Origin of the sequence: Neisseria cinerea (assembly GCF_900475315.1) — a bacterium.
Taxonomy (GTDB): Bacteria; Pseudomonadota; Gammaproteobacteria; order Burkholderiales; family Neisseriaceae; genus Neisseria; species Neisseria cinerea.
This window is the reverse complement of record NZ_LS483369.1, coordinates 579841-600372: the sequence shown is the minus strand read 5'-3', so window position 1 is coordinate 600372 and position 20532 is coordinate 579841. Positions and strand designations below refer to the sequence as shown.

The 20532-nt window shown below is 50.0% G+C and carries 14 protein-coding genes; 8 read left to right on the top strand and 6 right to left on the bottom strand.

What is annotated here, in order from left to right; all coding sequences use genetic code 11:
- Positions 1–79: 79 nt before the first annotated feature.
- Complete coding sequence (locus DQM57_RS03225; RefSeq protein ID WP_107859066.1) at positions 80–1936, bottom strand: murein hydrolase activator EnvC family protein; 1857 nt, start codon at positions 1934–1936, stop codon at positions 80–82.
- Positions 1937–2129: 193 nt separating this feature from the next.
- Between DQM57_RS03225 and DQM57_RS03220 the strand changes: the two genes are divergently transcribed.
- From DQM57_RS03220 to ruvX, 3 genes are read left to right on the top strand one after another with little or no spacing between them, the layout of a single operon-like run.
- Positions 2130–2687, top strand: a complete 558-nt coding sequence (locus tag DQM57_RS03220) for a CreA family protein (RefSeq protein WP_108043893.1) — start codon at positions 2130–2132, stop codon at positions 2685–2687.
- Position 2688: 1 nt separating this feature from the next.
- A complete protein-coding gene (locus DQM57_RS03215; protein ID WP_108043894.1) occupies positions 2689–3237 on the top strand; it encodes a YqgE/AlgH family protein in 549 nt (182 codons plus the stop codon).
- The gene (ruvX, locus tag DQM57_RS03210; RefSeq protein WP_108043895.1) at positions 3230–3685 is read left to right on the top strand and encodes a Holliday junction resolvase RuvX; all 456 of its coding nucleotides are present in this window, start codon (positions 3230–3232) and stop codon (positions 3683–3685) included. Before DQM57_RS03215 ends, ruvX begins: the two co-directional genes overlap by 8 nt.
- 7 nt (positions 3686–3692) lie before the next feature.
- On the opposite strand, the gene DQM57_RS03205 is transcribed toward ruvX, so the two are convergent.
- Complete coding sequence (locus DQM57_RS03205; protein ID WP_111726832.1) at positions 3693–4349, bottom strand: fumarylacetoacetate hydrolase family protein; 657 nt, start codon at positions 4347–4349, stop codon at positions 3693–3695.
- 62 nt (positions 4350–4411) lie between these two features.
- Entirely contained in the window at positions 4412–6124 is a 1713-nt protein-coding gene (locus DQM57_RS03200) for a proline--tRNA ligase (protein ID WP_111727626.1), read from the bottom strand.
- Positions 6125–6817: 693 nt separating this feature from the next.
- Between DQM57_RS03200 and aceE the strand changes: the two genes are divergently transcribed.
- From aceE to lpdA, 3 genes are all read left to right on the top strand, one after another.
- Positions 6818–9481 (top strand): pyruvate dehydrogenase (acetyl-transferring), homodimeric type, encoded by a 2664-nt coding sequence (gene aceE / locus DQM57_RS03195; protein ID WP_111726830.1) that lies wholly within the window; start codon positions 6818–6820, stop codon positions 9479–9481.
- 144 nt (positions 9482–9625) lie between these two features.
- Entirely contained in the window at positions 9626–11239 is a 1614-nt protein-coding gene (gene aceF, locus DQM57_RS03190; RefSeq protein WP_111726828.1) for a dihydrolipoyllysine-residue acetyltransferase, read from the top strand.
- Between the two features lie 77 nt (positions 11240–11316).
- Entirely contained in the window at positions 11317–13101 is a 1785-nt protein-coding gene (gene lpdA / locus DQM57_RS03185; protein WP_111726826.1) for a dihydrolipoyl dehydrogenase, read from the top strand.
- A gap of 437 nt (positions 13102–13538) precedes the next feature.
- On the opposite strand, the gene DQM57_RS03180 is transcribed toward lpdA, so the two are convergent.
- From DQM57_RS03180 to DQM57_RS03170, 3 genes are all read right to left on the bottom strand, one after another.
- Entirely contained in the window at positions 13539–15089 is a 1551-nt protein-coding gene (locus DQM57_RS03180) for a YdgA family protein (protein WP_111726824.1), read from the bottom strand.
- Positions 15090–15212: 123 nt separating this feature from the next.
- On the bottom strand, positions 15213–17423 hold the full coding sequence (locus DQM57_RS03175; protein WP_111726822.1) for a TonB-dependent receptor: 2211 nt from the start codon (positions 17421–17423) through the stop codon (positions 15213–15215).
- A 413-nt stretch (positions 17424–17836) separates the two neighbouring features.
- Entirely contained in the window at positions 17837–18622 is a 786-nt protein-coding gene (locus DQM57_RS03170) for an inositol monophosphatase family protein (RefSeq protein WP_108043902.1), read from the bottom strand.
- 175 nt (positions 18623–18797) lie between these two features.
- On the opposite strand from DQM57_RS03170, the gene DQM57_RS03165 reads away from it, so the two are divergent.
- Both DQM57_RS03165 and DQM57_RS03160 read left to right on the top strand, forming a co-directional pair.
- On the top strand, positions 18798–19613 hold the full coding sequence (locus DQM57_RS03165; RefSeq protein ID WP_111726820.1) for an RNA methyltransferase: 816 nt from the start codon (positions 18798–18800) through the stop codon (positions 19611–19613).
- Between the two features lie 40 nt (positions 19614–19653).
- Positions 19654–20523, top strand: coding sequence for a DUF1853 family protein (locus DQM57_RS03160; RefSeq protein WP_111726818.1), 870 nt, complete (start codon positions 19654–19656; stop codon positions 20521–20523).
- Positions 20524–20532: the final 9 nt, after the last annotated feature.

Below are 20532 nucleotides of genomic sequence, written 5' to 3'. Positions count from 1 at the left end.
TAAAAACGGCAGGATTTGCGGAACGTAATGCGTTGCACCGGACAGTTCGCACAAAACCCGCCGTTTCATATTGTCTCAATCAACGTATCCAGCTCGAAGGGTTCAATACCTGCCCTTCATAACGTATTTGCAGGTAAAGTCCCTCTTCTCCGTCCGGCAACGATCCGCTCGTCCCGATTTTGCTTCCGGACGCAACGGAATATCCTTTGCCGACTGAAATTTCACTCAAGCCGGAATAGATGCTGATATAGTTCTCGCCGTGGTCGACCACAACCACTTTACCGTAGCCGTCCAATTCATCCGCATAACTCACCGTTCCGGCCGCGATACTTTCAACAGGTGCCGGAGCAGTAGAATAAAATACGCCTTTCCAAACATCGCCACCGTTGCGGTTTTTCCCGAACAGCCCTGTCGGCACACCGGCAACCGGTTTTTTCAATCGCCCCTGCATACGGCCGAAACCGTTGGCACTGCCGATACCCATGACTGCAGGTGCTTGGATGTTCTTATCTTCGGCAGTCAGGTTAGACATTGCTGCACGCCGCGCTTCAGCCTTCTGCTGTACCGCTTCTTTTTCTTTTCTGGCCTTTTCGGCTGCCGCCAACCTGGCTTCAGCCAATTTTCTTTTTGCTTCGGCGTCTTGGATACGGTTAGCAGCTTTTTTCTTTTCCAAATTGCTCAAAAGATTATTCAGCTGCTGCTCGTTTTCTTTCTGCTCCACCATTTTTTGGGCATCTTTGGCGATTTTGGCGTTTTGCCTGCGGCTCTCAGTCTGTTCCGCAGCATCGGTTACACCCTGTTTTTTCAGGAGTGATTGGACGTTTGCCTGAATTTTCTTCAAACGGGCAAGCTCATTGTTGATTTTCTGCTCTTGTACCGCCAAAGCCTTCTGCTGTTTTTCCAAATCTTTGACGACTTCCTGATTGGAAGCGTTTACATAACGCGTATAACGCAAAAAGCGGTTTTTCTGACCCGGTTCGGCGTTTTTCAGGAACAGGGCGACCGCATTGGGTTGGCTGTTCTTATAATTGCCCGACACGAAACGGGAAATCTGCGCCTTCGTGCCGGCAACTTCCGTTTTCAAACGGTTCAGGTCGGCATTTAATTTTTGAAAATCGTCCCATGCCTCACGCTGCTTGCGGTTGACGGAAGCAAGGCTGCCCCGGGCCTGACGGATGCGTTCTTGGCGGATGCGCTCTTCCTGAAGCTGCTTGAGCGAGGTGCTGACATGAATCAGAAGCCCTTCGCTCTGTTTAAGCAAAGCTTTTTTGTTTTCAACGTCATTAGTTGCGGTTGCGACGGCGGCCTTCAGTTCGTCCGAATCGGCGTTTTCCGCTTTTTGCTTATCGGATTTGCCGTTTTTCTCTTGCACGGGCTTTTTATCTTGCCGTACGGCCTTGCCTTCTTTAACGGTATGGTTTTTTTTATTTGTCCGGACCGTATTGTCAGTATCCTTGTCAGCCGCCTTATCGTCTTTTACCGGTTTTTTGCCACCTTTATGCAGACGGCCACCCTCATCCTTGCCCTCTTTCTTGACCTGTTTGCTTTCGGTTTGTACTTTTATGCTTTTTTCTTTGGATTCGGCAACCGATTTGACATGTGTTTTTTTACTTTCCTCCTCCGGTTCTTTGACCCGATTCCGACCTTCGCGTTGCGAATGCTTGGATGCATCCGCTTCTTTTTCTGCGCCTTTACTGTTTTTAAGCGGTTTCTTGGATTCCTTTCCGTCCCTTACCGCTTCTTTGCCGTCTGATTTTTTATCTTTTACGGCGTTTTTTCCTTTCTCTTTCTTGCCTTCCTCAGCCTTGGCGTGTTCCTTTTTATTTTTCTCCTGTTTTTTTACTTCGGCAGAACGGCTATTCGCCGCATTGCCGGCAGCAATGACGGGGGCGGAAAAAACAAGCATCAGGGCAAGCAGAAGAGGTTTGTATTGCATGGTTCGACTTTCAGGAAAAGTTGGATAACGCTGAAGGCTGCACGAAAGCAGCCGGACGCTCGGATTATACTGTCAGTTATGCCGTCTGAAAATGCCGTTTGCCCAATATTGCACCTTCTTTGCAAGGATACTTGCAATCGGCGCAAACAGCCTTATATTGCCTAAGTGTAATTTTAATCATTCTGCAAACATCATGAACAAACTCCTCCTTTTGCCGGCCGTTTTTTTATTGGCAGCCTGCGGCGGTAATGAAACCGATAAAATCGGACGGGCAAGCACCGTTTTCAATATGCTGGGAAAAAACGACCGTATCGAGGTGGAAGGATTTGACGATCCCGACGTCCAGGGCATTACCTGTTATATTTCATATGCAAAAAAAGGCGGCTTGAAGGAAACGGTCAATTTGGAAGAAGACGCATCCGATGCTTCTGTTTCATGTACCCAGACTGCGCCTTCGGTTTCTTTTGACGAAACCGCCGTACGCAAACCGAAAGAGGTGTTCAAACGCAGCGCCAGCTTTGCTTTTAAAAGCCAGCAAATTATCCGTTATTACGATCCGAAACGTAAAACTTTCGCTTATTTGGTTTACAGCGATAAAATCGTCCAAGGTTCTCCGAAAAATTCCTTAAGTGTGGTTTCCTGTTTCGGCAGCAACCTGCAAACCGATATGCCTCAAGCGGACACTTCCGGCAAAATAATTTCCGGGGCCTGCATGATTTCCAACCCGATAGAAAATCCCGACAAACGCTGATATGAATCTGTCCAACCACTTTCTTGTTGCCATGCCCGATATGGAAGATGCTTTTTTTGCGCAATCGGTCGTCTATATCTGCAAACATGATAACGACGGCGCCATCGGCATCGCCATCAACAAACCTTCCCCGATTACCATGGATCTGATTTTCTCTGCCACCGGCAAAAACATCCCTTTCCGAATGCAGCACGACAGCGTTATGATGGGCGGCCCGGTGCAAGTCGAGCGAGGTTATGTCGTGCATACCCCTATCGGCAGCTGGCAAAGCAGTATCGGCGTTTCGGACAATATCGCACTGACCTCTTCCCGAGATGTGATTGAAAATATTTCACGTGAAGGCGCGGTTGACAAAATATTAGTCAGTATCGGCTATTCAAGCTGGGGAAAAGGCCAGCTCGAACGCGAGCTTGCTGACAATGCATGGCTTACCGTTCCTGCCGACGAACATATCCTGTTCGACATTCCTTACGAACAGCGCTATGCTGCCGCATTTGCCAAACTCGGTATCGATCCGATCGCCTTGATTTCCGGAGTCGGCCATGCATAAAGCACCCAAAGGTACAGCGCTGGCATTCGACTTTGGGGAAGCGCGTATCGGCGTGGCACAAGGAGACGCGGAATTAGGGCTATCCCATCCTTTGAGTACCGTTACCGGCAGCAGCAACGATGAAAAGTTCGCGGCAATCGCCAAACTGGTTCAAGAGTGGCAGCCGCGTTATTTTGTCGTCGGTCTGCCTGTCCATACCGACGGCACGGAACACGAAATGACGTATCTGTCCCGCAAGTTCGGACGCAGGCTGCACGGCAGATTCGGGCTTCCCGTCTATTGGATGGACGAACGCCTCTCCTCCGTCTATGCGGAAAGCCTGCTTTCAGAAGCACAAGTTTTTGGCAAAAAACGGAAATCCGTTCTCGACCAAGTAGCCGCACAGGCAATCCTGCAAAGTTTCTTTGAAGGTGGTTCGGAAGAATTTTTCAACGGACGGGACGAATAGGTCTGCCTTATTTTCGGGCTACCGTAAAAAAAGCTTCCGCAAGCCCGTCCAATTCCAGTTCCAATCTGTCCCCCTCGCTGATTTTCCCTACACCTGAAGGTGTTCCGGTAAATACCAGATCACCTTTTTTCAAGCCATAGGACAGAGCCAGCTCGCATAAAACCATCCTGAGCGGGTAAATCATCATTTCCGTGTTGCCCCTCTGTTTCAATATACCGTTTTGCCTCAATGAAAAAAAGAAGGGTTGGCAGGAAACCTTGCTCGCCGCCACGAAGTCCGAAACACATGCAGAATGCCTGAATCCCTTTGCCTTCAACCAAGGCAGCCCTTTTTCCTTCAGACGGCATTGGATATCCCTTGCCGTAAGGTCCAACCCTACACCATATCCTGCGACACATCCCAAAATATCTTCACCCTCTCCCATGCCGTCTGAATCCTTACCAACCAGCAACACAAGCTCGCACTCAAAATGTACATCCCTACTGAACTCGGGCAGCAAGATTGTACCGCCGCTGTTCAAAATGCTGCCTGACGGCTTCATAAACACCACAGGTTCGGAAGGTATTTCGTTTTTTAACTCTTCGATATGTGCGGCATAGTTCCTGCCGATACAGAAAATATTGCCGACCTCGACTGCTTCTCCTTCTAAAAATACTGAAGCCACTTCACTTTCTCCCTAAATAAAAATGCCGTCTGAAATTATTTTCAGACGGCATTTGACCAAGCTTACGCATTTAATGAATCTGTTACACGCACAACAACTTCTCCAATCGGAACCAATTGCGCTTCGTTATCGCGGCGTTCGGCGTATTCGACGTTTCCTTCTTTCAAGGCGCGGTCGCCGATGACGATGCGGTGCGGGATGCCCAGAAGCTCGGAGTCGTTCAGCAGCACGCCTGCGCGTTCGTCGCGGTCGTCAAGAAGGACGTCGGCACCTGCCGCCAGCAGTTCGGCGTAGATTTTGTCGGCGGCTTCGCGCACGGCGTCTGATTTTTTGTAGTTCATCGGCACGATAACGACTTCAAACGGCGACATTGCTTTGGTCCAGATAATGCCTTTTTCGTCGTTGTTCTGCTCGATGGCGGCGGCAACGACGCGGGTGATGCCGATACCGTAGCAGCCCATTTCCATGATTTGGGATTTACCGTTATTGTCGAGGAAGCTGACGTTCATGGCTTGGGTGTATTTGTCGCGCAATTGGAAAACGTGGCCGACTTCAATACCGCGCGCCAGTTTCAGACGGCCTTGTCCGTCAGGGCTTTCATCGCCTTCGACGACGTTGCGCAAATCGACAAACTCAGGTTCTGCAGCGTCGCGGCCGAAGTTGAAGCCGGTATAGTGGTAGTCGTCTTCGTTTGCGCCGATAACCCAGTCTGCGCCTTTTTCAGTAGCGAAATCGGCATAGACTTTGCCTGTGAAGCCGACAGGGCCGAGCGAGCCGCCATTTGCACCGAACTGCGCTCGGATGGCGGCAGGGTCTGCCATGGTCAGCGGCGATTTCACGCCTGCGAGTTTTTCGGCTTTGATGTCGTTGAACTCATGGTCGCCGCGCAACAGCAATAAAACGATTTCACCTTCATTTTCGCCTTCGACCACGATGGATTTCAGCGTTTTTTTAATCGGAATGCTGAGGAAGTCAACCAATGAATCAATGGTTTTGACGTTCGGTGTGTGTACTTTGGTCAGCTCTGCCTGAGCGGTTGCGCGTTCGCCTTTGAGCGGCAAGGTTGGAGCCAGCTCGATATTGGCGGCGTAATCGGAAGTGTCGCTGTACGCAATGACATCTTCGCCGCTTTCCGCTAACACTTGAAACTCGTGCGAACCAGTGCCGCCGATGCTGCCGGTGTCTGCGGCGACGGGGCGGAATTCCAAGCCCAGACGGGTGAAGATGCGGCAGTAAGCGTCGTACATGGCATCATAGGTCGTCTGAAGCGAGGCGTAGTCGGCATGGAAGGAATAAGCGTCTTTCATGACGAACTCGCGCGCGCGCATGACGCCGAAGCGCGGACGCACTTCGTCGCGGAATTTGGTTTGGATGTGGTAAAAATTTTTCGGCAGCTGTTTGTAGCTGTTGATTTCTTTGCGCACGATGTCGGCGATGACTTCCTCACAGGTCGGGCCCATGCAGAAATCGCGGTCGTGGCGGTCTTTCAGGCGCAGCAGTTCTTTACCGTAAAATTCCCAGCGGCCGGATTCCTGCCACAGCTCGGCAGGCTGCACCACCGGCATCAGCAACTCCACGCTGCCTGCGCGCGCCATTTCTTCGCGCACGACGTTTTCGACTTTGCGCAACACGCGCAGCCCCATCGGCATCCAAGTATAAAGGCCGGACGCGTTGGCCTTAATCAGACCGGCGCGAATCATCAGCTTGTGGCTGGCAAGCGCGGCTTCGGCAGGGGCTTCTTTCAGGGTGGAAATGAAAAATTGGCTGGCTTTCATAAAAGTATTTTTCCAAACAGGCAATTCAAAAAATAAAGCAGGATTGTAACGCGAAAAAAGTAAATTTTGCATCAACTGCCAAAATTTTGGTTTTACTATTCGCAATGATAAATACCAAACCAGACTCCCAACCTGCAAAAAATGCGCCAATAAACATCAAATTATAATAACTTATTGATTTTAATATATTAAATTATGCCTAATTTTTAATCACAATAACCGTACATTTGTTGTGTAAGACTTTTTTAACACTACCCTTGGCTTATCAACACGGTTATCCACAAAGCTTGTGTATAGATTTCCATCCCAAATAAATTACCCTTAGGCAGATATGATTCGATTTCACTCAATTTTCGAAAAATTTAAATCAAAAATAGATAAAATATTTGCGAAATCAAACAAACTTATTTAGTACCCCTGTTTTATAGGGGAAAACTCGTCCGAGGAAGCACGGTTATTTGCCAGCAGACCCGATTGCTGATAGGATTTCATGTGGAACAGACCAAACGTTTTTTCAAGTTTTCCCTTGTTTCCAAGATTTTTTTAATTTTTTGAAAACATTAAACTTAAATTATCACGTTTCGGTTTAGTTTGAGAATTTTCGTTTTTGCTTATTTTCTTTCACAAACGAAAATAAAGGGGCAAACTACACCCGCCCTACCGATTAAACACTCAACACAAAGGATAGATACTATGTCCACCCAATTACATGATGTTGACCCTATCGAAACCCAAGAATGGTTGGATGCGTTAAGCTCCGTTCTCGAATACGAAGGAGGCGAACGCGCACAATACCTGTTGGAACATCTGGTTAAATACAGCCGCGACAAAGGCGTTCGTATGCCTCACGGCACAACCACGCCGTATTTGAATACTATTTCTGTTGAAAACGAAAAAGGTATTCCGGGCGATCAAAACATCGAACACCGCATCCGTGCATTCGTGCGCTGGAACGCTGCCGCCATCGTATTGCGCGCCGGTAAAAAAGATTTGGAACTGGGTGGACACATCGCATCTTTCCAATCCGCAGCAACCATGTACGAAGTGGGTTTCAACCATTTCTGGAAAGCCAAAGGCGAAGGCGAAGAAGGCGATTTGGTATTCTTCCAAGGCCACGTTGCGCCGGGTATCTACGCACGTGCGTTCGTCGAAGGTCGCCTGACCGAAGACCAACTGAATAATTTCCGTCAGGAAGTCGACGGTCACGGCCTCCCCTCTTACCCTCACCCGCACCTTCTGCCCGACTTCTGGCAGTTCCCGACCGTGTCCATGGGTCTGGGTCCGATTATGGCGATTTACCAAGCACGTTTCCTGAAATACTTGGAATCCCGTGGTCTCGCAAAAACCAAAGGCCGCAAAGTATGGGTATTCTGTGGCGACGGCGAAATGGACGAACCTGAAAGCCAAGGTGCTATTGCCCTGGCAGCACGCGAAGGTTTGGACAACCTGGTATTCGTCATCAACTGTAACCTGCAACGTCTGGACGGCCCAGTACGCGGTAACGGCAAAATCATTCAAGAACTGGAAGGCAACTTTGCCGGCGCCGGTTGGAATGTTGTGAAAGTCATCTGGGGTCGCCGTTGGGACCGCCTCTTGGCAAAAGACAAAGACGGCATCCTGCGCAAACGTATGGAAGAATGCCTGGACGGTGACTACCAAACTTATAAATCCAAAGACGGCGCATACGTTCGCGAACACTTCTTCAATACCCCTGAACTGAAAGCATTGGTCGCAGATATGACCGATGACGAAATTTGGGCATTGAACCGCGGCGGCCATGACCCTCAAAAAGTGTACAACGCTTACGACCGCGCTGCGAACCACGCGGACGGCAAACCTACTGTAATCTTGGCAAAAACTATTAAAGGTTACGGTATGGGCGCATCCGGCGAAGGTCAAAACGTTGCCCACCAAGCCAAAAAAATGGACAAAGCGTCTCTTAAACAATTCCGTGACCGCTTTGACATTCCTGTAACTGACGAACAAATCGACAGCGGCGACCTGCCTTACCTGACTTTTGCTCCCGACAGCGAAGAATACAAATACCTGCATGCACGCCGCGAATCTTTGGGTGGCTACCTGCCTCAACGCAACCCGACCCAAGAAGTTCTGGAAGTACCTGAACTATCAGCATTTGATGCCCAACTGAAATCCAGCGGTGACCGCGAATTCTCAACCACCATGGCTTTCGTACGCATCCTGTCCACTTTGCTGAAAGACAAAAAAATCGGCAAACGCGTTGTACCTATCGTTCCTGACGAAAGCCGTACTTTCGGTATGGAAGGCATGTTCCGCCAATACGGTATTTGGAACCCTAAAGGCCAACAATATACCCCTCAAGATAAAGACCAACTGATGTTCTACAAAGAATCCGTCGACGGTCAAATCTTGCAAGAAGGTATTAACGAGCCGGGCGCAATGGCTGACTGGATCGCAGCTGCAACCAGCTACGCCAACAGTAACTTTGCGATGATTCCTTTCTATATCTACTACTCTATGTTCGGTTTCCAACGTATCGGCGACTTGGCATGGGCTGCCGGCGATATGCACGCACGCGGCTTCCTGTTGGGTGGTACTGCCGGCCGTACAACGCTGAACGGTGAAGGTCTGCAACACGAAGACGGCCACAGCCATATTCAAGCAGATTTGATTCCAAACTGTGTAACTTACGATCCAACCTTCCAATACGAAGTAGCCGTTATCGTTCAAGACGGTCTGCGCCGTATGTATGCCAATAACGAAGACGTGTTCTACTACATCACCCTGATGAACGAGAACTACGCTCACCCGGATATGCCTGAAGGCGCAGAAGAAAACATCCTGAAAGGTATGTACCTGCTGAAAGCGGGCGGCAAAGGCGATAAGAAAGTACAGTTGATGGGCTCTGGTACCATCCTGCAAGAAGTCATTGCCGGTGCCGAATTGCTGAAAGCCGACTTCGGCGTAGAAGCAGACATCTGGTCTTGCCCATCTTTCAACCTGTTGCATCGCGACGCTATCGAAGTGGAACGCTTCAACCGCCTGAATCCTTTGGAAACTGCAAAAGTACCGTTTGTTACTTCTCAGCTGCAAGGTCATGACGGTCCGGTTATTGCCGCTACCGACTATATCCGCAGCTATGCTGACCGTATCCGTGCCTATATCCCTAACGACTACCACGTCTTGGGTACTGACGGTTTCGGTCGCTCCGACAGCCGTGCCAACCTGCGCCGCTTCTTCGAAGTTGACCGCTACAACGTTGCCGTTGCCGCATTGAGCGCATTGGCCGAGCAAGGCAAAGTCAGCAAAGAAACCGTTCAACAAGCCATTGAAAAATATGGTATTAAAGCCGATTCAGCTCCTAGCTGGAAACGCTAATTGATGTTTCAGACGGCCTGTTTGCTTCATTCAGACATCAGGCCGTCTGAAAACCGAATGCTTGAATGGTTTGAACAAACTGTACCGATGCCGTGTGCAACAGTTTTCAGACGGCATCAAACTGAAAATATTAAAGGAACTCAAATGAGTATCGTAGAAATCAAAGTCCCTGATATCGGCGGTCATGAAAACGTCGACATCATCGCTGTAGAAGTCAAAGTAGGCGACACTATTGCCGTTGACGACACCCTGATTACATTGGAAACCGACAAAGCCACTATGGACGTACCTGCCGATGCAGCCGGTGTTGTGAAAGAAGTTAAAGTTAAAGTTGGCGATAAAATCTCTGAAGGCGGCGTTATTCTGACCGTTGAAACTGGTGCTGCCGCTGCTGATGCCGCTCCGGCCCCTGCAGCAGAAGCTCCTGCTGCTCCAGTTGCTGCGCCTACAGCCGCTCCTGCCGGTGGCGCTACCGTACAAGTTGTCGTACCTGATATCGGCGGCCACTCTGACGTAGACGTTATTGCCGTTGAAATTAAAGTTGGTGACACTGTTGCCGTTGACGACACCCTGATTACTTTGGAAACCGACAAAGCCACCATGGACGTACCATGTACCGAAGCCGGTGTGGTAAAAGCCGTATTTGTAAAAGTTGGTGACAAAGTATCTGAAGGTTCTGCCATTATCGAAGTAGAAACTACCGGCTCTGCCGCAGCTGCTCCTGCTCCTGCCGCTCAAGCTGCCGCACCTGCTCCTGCCGCTGCTCCGGCTCCTGCTACTCCCGCACCAGCCGCTGCGCCTGCACCGGCTGCTCCTGCTGCTGCCAAAATTGACGAAGCTGCATTTGCCAAAGCCCATGCAGGTCCTTCTGCCCGTAAACTAGCGCGCGAATTGGGCGTAGATTTGGGTCAAGTCAAAGGTACCGGTCTGAAAGGCCGTATCATGGGCGAAGACGTTAAAGCCTTCGTTAAATCCGTTATGCAAAGCGGTGCAGGCAAACCTGCCGCTGCCTCTTTGGGCGGCGGTCTGGACTTGTTGCCATGGCCTAAAGTTGACTTCTCTAAATTCGGCAGCGTCGAAGTTAAAGAACTGTCTCGCATTAAGAAAATCTCCGGTCAAAACCTGTCTCGCAACTGGGTTGTGATTCCTCACGTTACCGTACACGAAGAAGCGGACATGACCGAATTGGAAGAATTCCGCAAACAACTGAACAAAGAATGGGAACGCGAAGGCGTGAAATTGTCCCCATTGGCGTTCATTATCAAAGCCTCTGTTGCTGCGCTGAAAGCCTTCCCTGAATTCAACGCTTCTCTGGATGGTGACAACTTGGTGCTGAAAAACTACTTTAACATCGGTTTCGCAGCAGACACGCCAAACGGCTTGGTTGTTCCAGTAATTAAAGACGTGGATCAAAAAGGCTTGAAACAAATCAGCCAAGAGCTGACCGAATTGTCTAAAAAAGCCCGCGAAGGCAAGCTCAAACCACAAGAAATGCAAGGCGCATGCTTTACCATTTCCAGCTTGGGCGGTATCGGCGGTACAGGCTTCACACCAATCGTGAATGCTCCTGAAGTTGCTATCTTGGGCGTGTGCAAATCCCAAATCAAACCGGTTTGGAACGGCAAAGAATTCGCTCCTCGCCTGATGTGCCCGTTGAGCCTGTCCTTCGACCACCGTGTTATCGACGGTGCCGCCGGTATGCGCTTCACCGTATTCCTGGCTAACCTGTTGAAAGACTTCCGCCGCATTACCCTGTAATCCGAGCATTTTCAGACGGCCTGTATAGAAAGGCCGTCTGAAAAAAGAAGTCCGAACATCATTCAGAAAGATTAGACATGAGCTTAGTTGAATTGAAAGTGCCCGACATTGGCGGTCACGAAAATGTAGATATTATTGCGGTTGACGTAAATGTGGGCGATACCATTGCTGTGGACGATACCCTGATTACTTTGGAAACCGATAAAGCGACTATGGACGTACCTGCCGAAGTTGCAGGCGTAGTCAAAGAAGTTAAAGTTAAAGTAGGCGACAAAATCTCTGAAGGTGGCTTGATTGTTGTCGTTGAGGCCGAAGGTGCAGCTGCTGCTCCTAAAGCCGAAGCACCTGCTGCCCCTGCACAAGAAGCACCTAAAGCAGCCGCTCCTGCTCCTCAAGCTGCTCAATTCGGCGGTTCTGCCGATGCCGAATACGACGTAGTCGTATTGGGTGGCGGCCCCGGCGGTTATTCTGCTGCATTTGCTGCTGCTGACGAAGGCTTGAAAGTTGCCATCGTTGAACGTTACAAAACTTTGGGCGGCGTTTGCTTGAATGTCGGCTGTATCCCTTCCAAAGCCCTGTTGCACAATGCTGCCGTTATCGATGAAGTACGCCACTTGGCTGCCAACGGTATCAAATACCCTGAGCCTGAACTCGATATCGACATGCTGCGCGCCTACAAAGACGGCGTGGTTTCCCGTCTGACCGGCGGTTTGGCAGGCATGGCTAAAGGCCGTAAAGTAGATATTATCCAAGGTGACGGCCAATTCTTAGATCCGCACCACTTGGAAGTTTCTCTGACGACCAGCGAAGTGTACGAACAAGCGACTCCTACCGGTGAGAAAAAAATCGTTGCCTTTAAAAACTGTATCATTGCAGCAGGCAGCCGCGTAACCAAATTGCCTTTCATCCCTGAAGATCCTCGAATTTTCGACTCCAGCGGCGCTTTGGCTCTGAAAGAAGTACCGGGCAAACTGCTGATCATCGGCGGCGGTATTATCGGTCTTGAAATGGGTACGGTTTACAGCACTCTGGGTTCTCGCTTGGATGTGGTTGAAATGATGGACGGCCTGATGCAAGGCGCAGACCGCGACTTGGTTAAAGTATGGCAAAAACAAAACGAATACCGTTTTGACAACATCATGATCAACACCAAAACTGTTGCTGTCGAGCCTAAAGAAGACGGCGTTTACGTTACCTTTGAAGGTGCAAATGCGCCTAAAGAGCCACAACGTTACGATGCCGTACTCGTGGCCGCCGGTCGTGCGCCTAACGGCAAACTCATCAGCGCAGAAAAAGCCGGTGTTGCCGTTACCGATCGTGGCTTCATCGAAGTGGACAAACAAATGCGCACCAACGTGCCGCACATCTACGCTATCGGCGATATCGTCGGTCAACCGATGTTGGCACACAAAGCCGTTCACGAAGGCCACGTTGCCGCTGAAAACTGTGCCGGCCACAAAGCCTACTTCGACGCGCGCGTCATTCCGGGTGTTGCCTACACTTCTCCTGAAGTGGCATGGGTTGGTGAAACCGAATTGTCTGCCAAAGCATCAGGCCGCAAAATCACCAAAGCCACCTTCCCATGGGCTGCTTCCGGACGTGCGATTGCCAACGGCTGCGATAATGGCTTTACCAAACTGATTTTTGATGCCGAAACAGGCCGTGTTGTCGGCGGCGGTATCGTTGGCCCCAACGGCGGCGATATGATCGGCGAAGTCTGCTTGGCCATCGAAATGGGCTGTGATGCAGCCGACATTGGCAAAACCATCCATCCGCACCCTACTTTGGGTGAATCCATCGGTATGGCTGCGGAAGTAGCCTTGGGTGTATGTACCGACCTGCCTCCTCAAAAGAAAAAATAAACCTGATGCTCTAAGCAGCCGATAAGGTTTATCCGAACAAATGCCGTCTGAACCCTTCAGACGGCATTTTTATTTGGCTGTGTTTTAACCATCTGTCAATTTTAACTGGCTGCAAGGGAAAAGACGATTATTTTCCGGTTAGGCAAAAACCTATCCTATTGAATACCTTGAAGCTAAGCATGCCTATCAACACTATATTATCAACACTATATTAAAATACAGCCTTTTATTTTTCCTCCATGCTTTCCAAGCACAGATTTCAACCAACTTTCAATCGTTCCCCCATCCCGTCTGAGTTCCATATCTAAACACTGGAAGCGTATCCTGATATCGGATTAGAGACAATCAATTGTCTTTGAAACATGAAAATCCATCCTATTTTAAGACCGACAAAAATGCCGTCTGAACATTTTAGACGGCATTTGGCATAAACGGCATTAATGTGGCTGGCCGGAAACCATATCTCCCTCGTCAAAATCAGGATCGGGTTCATTTTGCAGCGTTTTCCCGTTTAACTTCAGGGTGTTGTTTTTAAGGGAAATGACCGTATCAATCTGATTACCGTCTAAAGTAAGATATTTTTCCCTTGCCATACTTTGAACCGTACTGTCCACCATCAGGCGCAATGTTTCATTAATATCTGCAATGCTTGCTCTGGCTTCCGCCTCATCTTCGGCATTTACACTGAAAATATTTCCGGCCTGACTTACCGCCAAATCTTCCAACATTTTTTGAGGAATACTCATTCTGATGTCTGCCTCGGTTTTCTTCAACATCAGTCCCAATTGGTTCAAATCTTCCTTCTTCATGTCTTTAAACATGATTTTTCCGCCCACATCAATTCTTCCCTGAGGTAGGGTGAAACGGAAAGTTTTGATATTTAGTACCGGGTCATGGGTAAATAATCCGGAAGCCTCGCCTTTGACTGCAGTAATCAAATCATTGCGGATTTGTTCTTCAGTCATTTTTTTGGCAGAAATTTGTGCAAACTTGCGTTTCAATACGGTTAAGGCAGAAGCATCAAGATGTTCGGCAGCGATATGGATATCCAGCGGGCCATATTTTTCATCGCCGTAAACCAGCGTGTCAAAACGGAACTGTCCTTCACTGTTGATAAATGAGCCTGATTCCCCGGTCTTGGTTGAAAAAGCCAGTTTGCCGACTTCGATTTTGGAAGGTGCAATGCTGCCGTTGGGATTGATAAACGCGCCAATCTGCAAATCGGTAACAAGATTGACTAGTTCGTTTAACTTGACGTTGTAATCGACACCCTCTTTCCATTCTAAGGAAAATTTTTCCAAAGTCAGATTGCTGCTGCCCAAAGCAAGCGGGTTGATGCCGTCTGAAGTTTCCGAATCGAAATGCACTTTTTCAAACGCGGCATCGCCTTTGTCTGCCAGCTTGATTTTAAACAAGGGGGCATCATAACCGTTCCGGTAGCTTTTGAAACCTTTTTGATAAACCGTTTCCCCCGTCAGACCTTCCCAGTGTAGCCTGATGCCCGACAGTTCTTCATAATCGAAGGCGGGAACACTGACTTCCATTTTACCGCTGCCGTTAAAATAAACGGTATTGGCAAGGGAAACCGGAGCTTGTTTTCCAAAAAAGCGTTCCAGAACTTTTTCCGTTTCAGGCGCGTATTTGAACTCGGTTTCAATGTGCGCCTGCGTGCCGAATCCGCCGGCAAAAGGACCGTGCGTGATATGGTTTACCAGCGTAACCGGCTGTTCCAACACTGTTCTCAGGTTATCCGGCAGGTATTTCTGCGCATTATGCAGCAATTCGGGTTTCAGACGGATGACCGTCGTTTCCGTAGAGGTAAACCAGCCGCGGTCATATTGATGCGATTCGACGGTCAAGAAGCCCGTTTCCTGCAATATTTTTTGCTGCTGCGTCAGGCTTTCTTCGGCTTTGACACCCAAATAATAAGGTGTACCCAAAGCAACGCCGAGCAATGCTGCCGCAACTGAAATCAAAGGTTTTTTCATCACTTCAAACAAGCAGGTTTCAAAGGTACTAGAATAGCATTATTTGAGCATATCCCGCCATATTTCTTTAAAAGAAATGCCGTCTGAAACCTGTTCGGACGGCATTTTCCGGATGCGGAGAAATCAGAAATCCAATTCCGCTTTCAGCCAGTAAGTGCGCGGCATACCGACGACGGCGAAGCTGCGGTCGTATTGGCCGCGCTGTATCTGCCAATAGTTTTTGTTGAACAGGTTTTCCACCGAGCTGCTGACGGTCAAAGTATTTTTGCCCAGCTTGGTTTTGTGGCGCGCGCCTACGTCAACCAAAGTGTAGGACGGGAGGACGTATTGTTTTTGCGTGTCTTGGTAAGACTTGCCGAAATACGAAACATTACCGTTTAAAGTCAAGCCTTTGGCAAACGGTGCATCCCATTCCACACCCGCTTTGGCAATCACGCGCGGATTGGTGACTTGTACGCCGTTAACCAGATTGTCGGCGAAATTCGGATAATCTTTTACGGTTGATTGCAGATACATCAGACCGAAAGTCGGACGTAGGGTTTTGTTCAACAAGTTGGCATAGGTATTGAACTCGATACCGCGGCTGCGTTCCATACCTTGTTCGGAACCGCTATAAACCAAGCCTGCATTTTTGCGCGCTGCGAAATCAGTACCTGAAGTCGTGTTGCCGCGCCAGTAGCCCGGGCGTTTGATTTGGAACGCGTTTAAAGTGGTGACAAAGTCGCCCCAGTTTTTGCGTACGCCGACTTCAAATTGGCGGCTGACACGCGGATCTGCCATCGTTACATGACCGTCGTCATCGGCACGGATGTCGGACGGCTCCAAATCTTCCATATAGTTTCCGTAAACCACCAAATCAGGCTGTGGAACCCATGCCGCCATTAACATCGGACTGAAACGGCTCGCATCTGCTTTGCGGCCGTTCAGTTTGTTTTTCTGTTCGACGGCTTGAAAACGTCCGCCCAAAGTGAGACGGTATTTATTGTCGGCAAAACCAAGCGTGTCAGATACCGCCAAACTGTTTACTTTGATCACAGTATCCAATGAAGGGGTTGGGCTCCAAGCGCTGCCTAAGTTGGAATCCAATTTCGCTAGTTGAGTCGGAATATCAAGGCTCGGATCAATAACGCGGTTTTGAGTCTGGCGTGCGCCTTGATAAGTAGTACGTTTGCGGTCGATTCGGTCAAATGCGGCACTCCAGTTGTGGCTCACTGGACCGGTTTCAAATTCGCCGCGTGCAGTCAGATTCATACTGAGCGTTTTGAAACGCTGGTCGGTCAGGCGCGCGCGACCGGAATTGTAAGTCAAACCGCTACTTGTAACGGTAGGAGAGGCGAAATTGCCGTAATAGCGGGCATTGTTGTAGCCGATGCCGCCTGTAATTTGGGCATTTTCAAACGCATCCCATTCAAAAGTCAGCATATTGGTCTGACCGCGCGTGTTTTGAGCCTGCCAGCTCGGTGCCAGATTCACTTTGCCTTCAGGCGCGTCAAACAAGCGTCCGTTGGCGTTTTGAATATCCTGCATACGCGCGCGGCCGCCGTTGGTTTTGCGTTTCGCGTAGATGGAATCAAACGCCACGCGCAGTGTTTCGCCGCGATAATCAGCATTCAAGGCAAATTCTTTGTTGTCTTCGCTGTAACCGTGACGCGGAGTGTCGCCGTGGCGCAGTTTGCCGTTGGCGCGCACACCGAACTCTTTGTTTTCGCCGAAGCGTTGGCCCAAGTCGAACGTACCTTGGGCGCGGTTGTTGCTGAACCAGCCCAAACCGATTTTGCGGTTGCCTTCATCGGCGGCTTTTTTGGTTTCGATATTGACGGAACCGGATACCGCGCCTTCGGGGTCCATGCCGTTTACGGCAGTGGACGCGCCTTTAATCAGTTGTGCGGATCCGACTTGCACGCTGGCCGTGCCTTGCGTGCCGTACATACCTGCCAAACCGTTGACGCTGAATTGGCGCGCATCAAGCTGATAACCGCGGAAATACAGACCGGTCAGCGTGTTGCTTTCGCCGCCGAACTGCCAAACGGAAGCGTCTTTTTTCGCTACGGCATCCACCAAAGTACGCGCTTCGGTGTTGTTGAGGGCTTGTTCGTCATAGTTGACGACGGTAATCGGTGCGGTAAAGGCGTTGGCTTTGCCCAATACGCCCAAGTTCACGCGGTCGCGCAAGTCGCCGTCGCTGGCAATGGAGTAAGAACGGGCGGCTTTAACGCGTTTGGCATCGGCACGGACATGAACCTGTCCGAGTTCGCCCTGCTGCGGAACATTGTCGGCGGTAGATGAAAACGCGCTCAAAATCAACAGCGGCATTAAGGCAAGTTTTTTGTTCATGAAAACGCTCTCTTTTTAAGTATTAAGGAATAAATATAAAAATAAACAAACTTGTCAGATATTTGGTTCGGAAATTATATTTGATAATCAAAACTATTCCTGAAAAATTTTATGGGTCAAAGTTATCTGACTGTTAAAACTTGGTTTATTTTTTATACCCCGTTGTCTGTTTTCTGCCACAGTCGATTTAGCTTCCATCAAACTGCATTTAAACGACTGAGCGGGAAATGGACAAATTGCACAGGGTTCTCCGTTTAATTAGATATGGGTTTCCATCCTCGGCAGTTTTGGGCATTTAGCCGTTTCCACCTTCCTGCTCCTATTACCAATAAAAATGCCGTCTGAAATATCGGCTCGATACTTCAGACGGCATACCCGCCCGTTTTCCCGTATTTCCGGGAAAGGGCTGAAATTTAAACATGCGCGGAAATGATTTTCAGCATCTGCGCCAATACTTTAGGATTGGCAGCCACAATATCGCCGCTTTCCAACCAAGCTTCCTCACCGGACATATCGGTAACGATACCGCCTGCTTCTTGGACAATCAATGCACCGGCGGCAATATCCCAAGGTTTGAGGTTGAACTCGAAGAAACCGTCCAAACGGCCGGCCGCAACGGCACACAAATCCAAAGAAGCCGCGCCTTCACGACGGCCGCCGGCGGTTTTGGCCAAGAAATCTTTCAAAATCGCCAGATACTTGTCCATCATGCTTTGATCGACAACAGGGAAGCCGGTACCGATCAGGCAGCGGTTCAATTCGATGCGGTTGGAAACGCGGATGCGGCGGTCGTTAAGCAACGCGCCTTTGCCGCGGGAAGCCATGTACACGTCGTTGCGCTCAGGTGCGTACACCAAAGCTTCTTGCAACACGCCTTTGTGCAAGAGTGCCATAGAGATGGCGTATTGAGGATGGCCGTGGAGGAAGTTAGTTGTGCCGTCGAGCGGGTCGATAATCCATTCGTACTCGGCGGTGGCTTTACCGTGGGAGCCGCCTTCTTCGCAAGTGATTTTGTGGTGCGGATAGGCTTCTTTGAGCGCTTCCACCAAAATCATCTCGGAGCTGCGGTCAACATCGGAAACGAAGTCGTTGAATGCTTTGCTGTCTACTTTGACGGCATCCAGATTGCCGGCGGCGCGAATCATCATTTGCCCTGCTTTACGGGCGGCTTTGAAAGCGGTATTTAAAAACGGATTCATGGTTTTCTTCCTAATTCAGGTAAAATACGCCCGAATGCGCCGAACAAGGCACACAAGAGGCTGTTAATCGTTTCCGATGCTGTTAAAGAACATTTCAGACGGCATGGAAAAAGGCCGTCTGAAAACAAAAAGATGGTGCATTATACCTGATTCCCGTACAAACAGAAAACAAAACATGACTTCCGAAAAACCCGCCCTGCCCGCTTATCTGGACAACATCCGCATCATCCTCACGCGCACCAGCCATCCCGCCAATATCGGCTCCGCCGCGCGCGCCATGAAAACAATGGGCCTGCACAATCTGACCATCGTCGCCCCCAATCTGATGGCAACGCCGATGACGGAAAATCCGCCCGTGTTCGATCCGGAGCATCCGCAATCGTTTAAATTACCGGAAGAAAGCTTCATCCTCGCTTCCGGCGCGGCAGACGTTTTGGAAAATGCCACCATTGCCGCCTCTTTGGACGAAGCCCTTGCCGACACCACCATCGCCTGCGCCCTGACCAGCCGCCGCCGCGAAATTACTGCGCCGCTGCAAACCCCGCGCGATTTGGTGCCCGAATTACTACAGGCCGCCAACCGCGGCGAGAAAGTGGCGCTGGTCTTCGGTAACGAAACTTTCGGTTTGAGCATCGAAGAAGTCCAAGCCTGCAACCGACTGATGACCATCAACGGCAATCCCGACTATTTCTCGCTCAACCTCGCCCAAGCCGTGCAGGTCGTGTGCTACGAAATCTTCAGTCAAACCGATTCGCCCATGACCCATCTGCAACAGGAAGACCACGCCGCGACCAACGAGCAAATCAAAGGCATGGTCGCCCACATGGAAAGCGTGATGAACGACATCGGCTTTTTCAACCGCCGCAACGGAGAACGCCTGATGCGCCGTATGCAGAGCCTGTTCGGACGCGCCAACACGCAAACCGAAGACATCGACATCCTGCGCGGTTTTTTCAATACCGTCAGCCACCGTATCCATAAAAAAGACTGATTAAGGCCGTCTGAAAACATTACAAGCTTTTTCAGACGGCATGACTGATATTCGGATAAGCATGAATTACGCCCTAGACGCATTATGGTGGAAACTCACCAGCCAACCCGTCCGCGACCTTGCCTCGCTGCTGACTGCGCCGCCTTTGTGGCAAAGCGGCTGCGAATTGAGCGTGCGAGAACTACTGGGAGAACACGGTTTCCGTTACCTTTTGGCATTGGATGCCGATCCCACGCGGCTGACGGATTACCTCGCCCAACGCGCCCTGTTCGGACATCGTCTCGGCATTTATGCCGAAGAACTGCTGGCTTTTTGGTTTGCCAACGCGCCGCACGCCAAACTGCACGCATACAATCTGCCCGTTTTTTCAGACGGCCAAACTTTAGGCGCCGCGGATTTTGTCGCTTCCCTCAACCAACAGCCCTACCATATCGAGCTGGCGTGTAAATACTACGGCGGAGACCAAGTGCAAAACCTGCGCGGCCTCAACCCTAAAGACACGCTGACGGACAAAGCCGCCAAACTGGTACAGCAATCCCAGCTGCTGCATACGCCGCAAGGCAAAGCAACCTTAGCCGCACAAGGTCTGCCTGAAAATCCGCTTCCTGCTTCCACCGTGCGCGGCATCGGATTTTTTCCACAAGATTTCCATGCTTTTGAGCCGCCACTTAATCCATACGGCTGGCGCGGCGTCTATATTCAAGATTGGGCGGAATACGGGTTTGAACGCCAAGAAGCACGCTATCACCTGCTCGACCGTATGGCCTACCTCGCGCCTGCGCGTGTTGCCGAAACCGAAACATTGAACGCAACCGAAATCCGCCGTATCGACAATGGTTTGATTGCCATTTTGGAATTGCGCCCCGACGGCTTTTGGCACGAAATCGAACGCATCATGAAGGCCGTCTGAAACCATTTA

What these genes read in the sequence shown, in the direction of transcription:
- DQM57_RS03225 (WP_107859066.1), bottom strand. Translation starts at nt 1,936, where the DNA reads ATGCAATACAAACCTCTTCTGCTTGCCCTGATGCTTGTTTTTTCCGCC.
- DQM57_RS03220 (WP_108043893.1), top strand. Translation starts at nt 2,130, where the DNA reads ATGAACAAACTCCTCCTTTTGCCGGCCGTTTTTTTATTGGCAGCCTGC.
- DQM57_RS03215 (WP_108043894.1), top strand. Translation starts at nt 2,689, where the DNA reads ATGAATCTGTCCAACCACTTTCTTGTTGCCATGCCCGATATGGAAGAT.
- ruvX (WP_108043895.1), top strand. Translation starts at nt 3,230, where the DNA reads ATGCATAAAGCACCCAAAGGTACAGCGCTGGCATTCGACTTTGGGGAA.
- DQM57_RS03200 (WP_111727626.1), bottom strand. Translation starts at nt 6,124, where the DNA reads ATGAAAGCCAGCCAATTTTTCATTTCCACCCTGAAAGAAGCCCCTGCC.
- aceE (WP_111726830.1), top strand. Translation starts at nt 6,818, where the DNA reads ATGTCCACCCAATTACATGATGTTGACCCTATCGAAACCCAAGAATGG.
- aceF (WP_111726828.1), top strand. Translation starts at nt 9,626, where the DNA reads ATGAGTATCGTAGAAATCAAAGTCCCTGATATCGGCGGTCATGAAAAC.
- lpdA (WP_111726826.1), top strand. Translation starts at nt 11,317, where the DNA reads ATGAGCTTAGTTGAATTGAAAGTGCCCGACATTGGCGGTCACGAAAAT.
- DQM57_RS03180 (WP_111726824.1), bottom strand. Translation starts at nt 15,089, where the DNA reads ATGAAAAAACCTTTGATTTCAGTTGCGGCAGCATTGCTCGGCGTTGCT.
- DQM57_RS03175 (WP_111726822.1), bottom strand. Translation starts at nt 17,423, where the DNA reads ATGAACAAAAAACTTGCCTTAATGCCGCTGTTGATTTTGAGCGCGTTT.
- DQM57_RS03170 (WP_108043902.1), bottom strand. Translation starts at nt 18,622, where the DNA reads ATGAATCCGTTTTTAAATACCGCTTTCAAAGCCGCCCGTAAAGCAGGG.
- DQM57_RS03165 (WP_111726820.1), top strand. Translation starts at nt 18,798, where the DNA reads ATGACTTCCGAAAAACCCGCCCTGCCCGCTTATCTGGACAACATCCGC.
- DQM57_RS03160 (WP_111726818.1), top strand. Translation starts at nt 19,654, where the DNA reads ATGACTGATATTCGGATAAGCATGAATTACGCCCTAGACGCATTATGG.